Below are 4654 nucleotides of genomic sequence, written 5' to 3'. Positions count from 1 at the left end.
ACTATCACGAACGCCGGAAGCAACTCGTCCCGAGCATCGTGGCGTTGCTGAATGACCGCAGCGACGACCTTCATCACTAGGCAGCCTCCGATCCAGTGCTCTCGTGGGTCATCGTGTTGCGGGAAAGACATGGGATGGACGGCATCTGCGGTTGAAGAGCGACTACCGCCTGCACGTGAGTGATGGGGAGGCGCGTTGAACCACGGAAGACTCGGACTGCCTTGGCTCGCGCAAGAAGTTGATCCCGATCAAATCCTTTTCATCGAGATCGTTCTTGAATGCGCGGTGATAATTCTATGGAATAGACGAACTACACGCGATGCCGGCCGACTCAAATCGACCGAAGTCTCGAAGCTATTGAATTCCAGCCGCGGCCCTTGCGGGCTTCCTTTTAGTCACAGGGATACACAATGAGACGCCATCTTCTCTTGGTGCTGTTTGCAATCTCAGCGACGGCCAACGCAGTTGTGATTCGTAGCGACGTTGCTGATGCCAAGTATCGAGTTCCGGCTTCGGCATTCCCCGCGCTGGTCGACATGCCTGGTGAGGGACACGGCGTCCTGATTGCACCTCAGTGGGTCGTGACCGCAGCTCACGCAGCGCCCATGCAAATGCAAGGCATGGAAGGTGAAGTATCTATCGGCGGTGTGGGACGCAGCGTCAAACGTGTCATCACGTATCCCGGTTACAAGAGGTTGCCTGAGAAGCTTATCAAGGAGGCCTTGGCATCCGGCGACCTGTCCAAGGTGTATGCATTTCTCGCTTCGTCCGACGATATCGCGCTTATTGAACTTGCATCGCCGGTAACGGATGTAACTCCCGTGCCTCTCTATCGCGGGGACAAAGAGGTGGGCATGACGGTAGAGCTTGCAGGCAAAGGAGCCAGTGGCAATGGCGTCGACGGCCAGGATCCCCACAGCTCGCATCGCACTGTCCTGCGCCGTGCCTTCAATGTCGTTGTCGGCACCGACGCGCGCTATGTTTGGTATCGATTCGACCCTCCGTCATCCGCTCTGCCGCTTGAAGGCATCACGGGGAGCGGTGACAGTGGCGGTCCCTTGCTCATCGGGGATGGGAGTTCAAAGCAACTCGTCGGTCTGGCCTCTTGGAGCAAATATCCGCCGGGCCACCCATTCTGGAAAAAATATTCTCCGGGCCGCCCATTCCAGGAGGGCCTCTACGGCGAAATCGTGTACGGCGTTCGCATCTCAAGCTACATCCAATGGATAGAAGGCGCGATTTCTGCTCAAGCAGCGACCCGTACCTCGTCTGCGTCGAAGTAGGCAAATCAATCTGGCCGGCGTCGCCGCCGCTCAACTCCAGCGCTGAACGTCCGCTCTGGGACAACGAGATATAGGCAGTGACTGTCCCAAAGTTGCCGGTTGCGGCCGCCGGATTCGAAGCCGATCAGTGTGCGGTGACACGTTCACAGACGGTTGGTTCAGGTGATCGAGTTCCGCGGTGCCCGCGGTCGACCGAAGAGGCTTCGAAGCAGAGCCTGGCATGGCGAGACGACCATCACGCTCCTGGAATAATTATCAGATAATTACGCAAAAATTATTTGATAATTAAAAATTCCGACTCCTACGCTGCCCGCGTCATGGGACTGCCATGACGCAACCGCAGGAGACTGAAATGAACACGAACGAGAACATCCGCAACAACGCGCAGGACGATGTCATCGAGCTCGGCGTCGCCAGTGTCGAGACCAAAGGGCCCGCCGGAATCACCGAGAACTTCGGCGAAGCTCCGCTCAACGGCATCTCCGATGCATGACCAACGAGGCGCGCCGAAAGGCGCGCCTTTTGTCTGGAGTGATGCTAATGACCCAGCTAAGACTCAATGACGAACTGTCCTACTGCACGGTCGATGGTCACCTGATCTTTCTCGACATCCAAAACGATCGCTACTTTCGCCTCGCCGAGTGCCTGGAGTCTGCCCTGGTCACTTACCTGAACGGCGGCGACGGCCCGGAAAGCAGCATTCGGAGATTGATCGACCGAAAGATACTGATCGACGGATCGGGCAACTCCGATCACGCATTGTCATGCTTCCCGAAAACCCCAACGCGAAGCGCAATGGAAGAAGCCGCTCATACCGAGCGGACCAGCATCAGCGTAGTGCTTGATACCTTGGCGATCGTCTGCTCGACGCAGCTGCAATTGAAAACCCGCGGCCTGAAGAAGACCCTCGACGGACTTTTAGCCCTTCGTAGCCAGCGGACGTCCCGGCCTTCGACATCCCGTCATGGCCAATCCCTGGTTTTGGAAGCGGCCGCTGCCTTCCGCAGCGCGCGCCTGTACGTCCCGATCAATACATGCTGCCTGCTCGATTCCATCGCGATGGTTCGGTTCCTGGCCAAGCGCGAGCTTCACGCCGCTCTCGTCTTCGGCATCGCGGCAGACCCGTTCTCCGCACATTGCTGGGTACAGCACGGCGCCTTGGTTCTGAACGATGCCCTTGGGCACGCGTTAACCCATACGCCCATAAGGGTGATCTGATGAACAACGGTTACATGGCTCTCCTAGCCCCCGCCGGAGGGGATGTCGGTGAGACATTCCCTCACTTGGTTAACACGATGAACGCGATGTGCATGCGCGTCCGCTACACGTCGGGCGACATGACATTGTTCGGCACGGAAGATATGCCTGCGCTGTTATTACCAGGTGGCGGGATTCTCATCGGTCATCTGTTTACGCAAGACGGAATCACGATCGATGAGAGCGCAAGACTTCCGGAACACTCAGATCAAACTCAAATTCGAAAGCACATCCTTGAAACCTATTGGGGCGCCTACCTCATTATCCAGCCCGACCCACGAGGTCCCGGCGCCTTTACGATAACGCGTGCCCCATCCGCCGCTGGCAATCTTCCTTGCATCTATTCCATCAGAGATGGTTCTGGTTTCCTGACGTCAGACATTTCCCTGGCAATCGAAGCCCATCTCTATCGGAAGCAGATCGACTGGGACTTCATGAGGCATCGACTAAGGTACCCCGGTATCAAGACAAAGCGCACCGGACTCGCCGATCTTATCGAGTTGCTACCTGGATGTTCATTGAGTACAAGTGGCACCGACATCTCAGTCCGGCAAGCGTGGTCGCCTTGGGATTTCGTCGCTCCCGAACACCGCTATCGCAACCCACACGATGCCGCAGCCCAGATCCGTCATGCCGTCGCGAGCGCCGTTCGCGCATGGACAGATACGGATCAATCCATACTCTTGGAGCTGTCCGGGGGACTGGACTCTTCCATCGTCGCAGCGTGCCTTCGAAATAGCCATTCACGCATCATCTGCCACAACTTGGTTACTCCGGTTCCAGGCGTGGACGAGCGGCAGTATGCGCGCCAGATGGCTACGCAGCTCGGCGTCGAACTCCACACCGAATACTTGGACTTCGATAAGGCACGCTTCGACTTCACGCCACCTCCCGACTCCGTAATTCCCGCAATGGGACCGTTACAGTATGCAGTGAACGAAACTATGGAGGCCGCTGCCGAACGCCATGGCGCCACCGCTTATTACTCGGGAGGGGGCGGTGACTCGGTGTTCTGCTATCTCCGCACAGCGGCACCCGGTGCGGATGCGTGGACAACCCTTGGCCTCGGGGCTGCCATCACCGCAGTGAATGACCTGGCCAGTTTGCATCAATGCACGCTCTGGAAGGCCAGCCGCCTTACCCTCTCCAAGCTTCGGCGGCCGCCGCCATCGCCGTACCATGAAGATTCCTCATTCCTCGCGCCAGACATGAAAACTGTGGAGCGGGAAACGCATCCGTGGTTCATGGCTCCCGCACACGCGTTACCGGGCGACAGGGAGCGAATATTCGATCTGGCTGGGAACCAGCTCTTCGAGAGCCAGGCAGCACGCGGATCCAGTAAACCTATGCGGTTCCCACTGCTGTCACAACCTGTCATGGAGGCCTGCCTCCGCGCACCGAGCTGGATGTGGATCGCCGGTGGCAGGAATCGTGCGGTCGCACGAACAGCATTTTCCGACCTCTTGCCACCCGACGTCGTGAACCGACAAAGCAAGGCGACCTACATGAGCTACCTGGGCGCCCTGTATGAACGGAACAAGCATCAGATCGAAGACTTCCTGCTGTCAGGCCGCCTCAGGTCGCAAGGTCTTCTGGACACACGCGCCATCAGCATCTTTTTTTCAAAGCCGTTGCCGACGCGCGATCGAACCTTTCTGAGAATGTTCGATTTGTGCATGGTCGAAAACTGGGTACGCCATCAGCCATAGCGAAGATCGGATCGGCTGGCCGTGCCTCATTCCCGCGCAAACGGGAGGCGCCCTTCGACGGAAGATGCCAATCATCCAGCGCCTTCCCCCGCAGCACTTCGATCTGCAAAGGCGCTGGGTGCAGATTTCGGCGATGACTCAGCAATATTCCGGCATGCTCCGAGGACCACGCTGTGTTGTGTAGGCACCCTGACTCTAAAACCGACTGCTACTCAAAGCGAGGAGACGTCGCTGGCCAGCGTTGGATCGAGCGAGAACGACGAATGTGCTGACATTGTCGGACCTGATTAGCGTCGAACCTCAGTTGCAAGTCGCATGATGTGCGACGGCAGCGAGGGATGCTGAAGCCATGTTCTCGACGGGAGTGTGAGTCATGGCGATGAATAGGGTGCAGTTTCAGAAAGG

4 protein-coding genes are annotated in these 4654 nt (G+C 57.6%); all 4 read left to right on the top strand.

Annotated elements, in window-relative coordinates; translation table 11 throughout:
• Positions 1 to 410: 410 nt before the first annotated feature.
• The 4 genes from ACFPPB_RS20060 (at position 411) to ACFPPB_RS20045 (ending at position 4249) form a co-directional block, all read left to right on the top strand.
• The gene (locus ACFPPB_RS20060) at positions 411 to 1283 is read left to right on the top strand and encodes a S1 family peptidase (RefSeq protein ID WP_377330395.1); all 873 of its coding nucleotides are present in this window, start codon (positions 411 to 413) and stop codon (positions 1281 to 1283) included.
• Between the two features lie 352 nt (positions 1284 to 1635).
• A complete protein-coding gene (locus tag ACFPPB_RS20055) occupies positions 1636 to 1776 on the top strand; it encodes a benenodin family lasso peptide (protein ID WP_377330393.1) in 141 nt (46 codons plus the stop codon).
• Complete coding sequence (locus tag ACFPPB_RS20050; protein WP_377330391.1) at positions 1773 to 2501, top strand: lasso peptide biosynthesis B2 protein; 729 nt, start codon at positions 1773 to 1775, stop codon at positions 2499 to 2501. Before ACFPPB_RS20055 ends, ACFPPB_RS20050 begins: the two co-directional genes overlap by 4 nt.
• Positions 2501 to 4249: an asparagine synthase-related protein gene (locus ACFPPB_RS20045; protein ID WP_377330389.1), complete on the top strand. Its 1749-nt coding sequence runs from the start codon at positions 2501 to 2503 to the stop codon at positions 4247 to 4249. The genes ACFPPB_RS20050 and ACFPPB_RS20045 overlap by 1 nt, the downstream gene beginning before the upstream one ends.
• Positions 4250 to 4654 lie beyond the last annotated feature (405 nt).

The sequence above is a fragment of the Rhodanobacter terrae genome, from assembly GCF_042657005.1.
Classification (GTDB): Bacteria; Pseudomonadota; Gammaproteobacteria; order Xanthomonadales; family Rhodanobacteraceae; genus Rhodanobacter; species Rhodanobacter terrae.
This window is presented reverse-complemented; position numbering and strand designations above follow the sequence as displayed.

Excerpts from the sequence above, each read along its gene's own strand:
- ACFPPB_RS20045 (WP_377330389.1), top strand. The coding sequence starts at position 2,501 with ATGAACAACGGTTACATGGCTCTCCTAGCCCCCGCCGGAGGGGATGTC.
- ACFPPB_RS20050 (WP_377330391.1), top strand. The coding sequence starts at position 1,773 with ATGACCAACGAGGCGCGCCGAAAGGCGCGCCTTTTGTCTGGAGTGATG.
- ACFPPB_RS20060 (WP_377330395.1), top strand. The coding sequence starts at position 411 with ATGAGACGCCATCTTCTCTTGGTGCTGTTTGCAATCTCAGCGACGGCC.
- ACFPPB_RS20055 (WP_377330393.1), top strand. The coding sequence starts at position 1,636 with ATGAACACGAACGAGAACATCCGCAACAACGCGCAGGACGATGTCATC.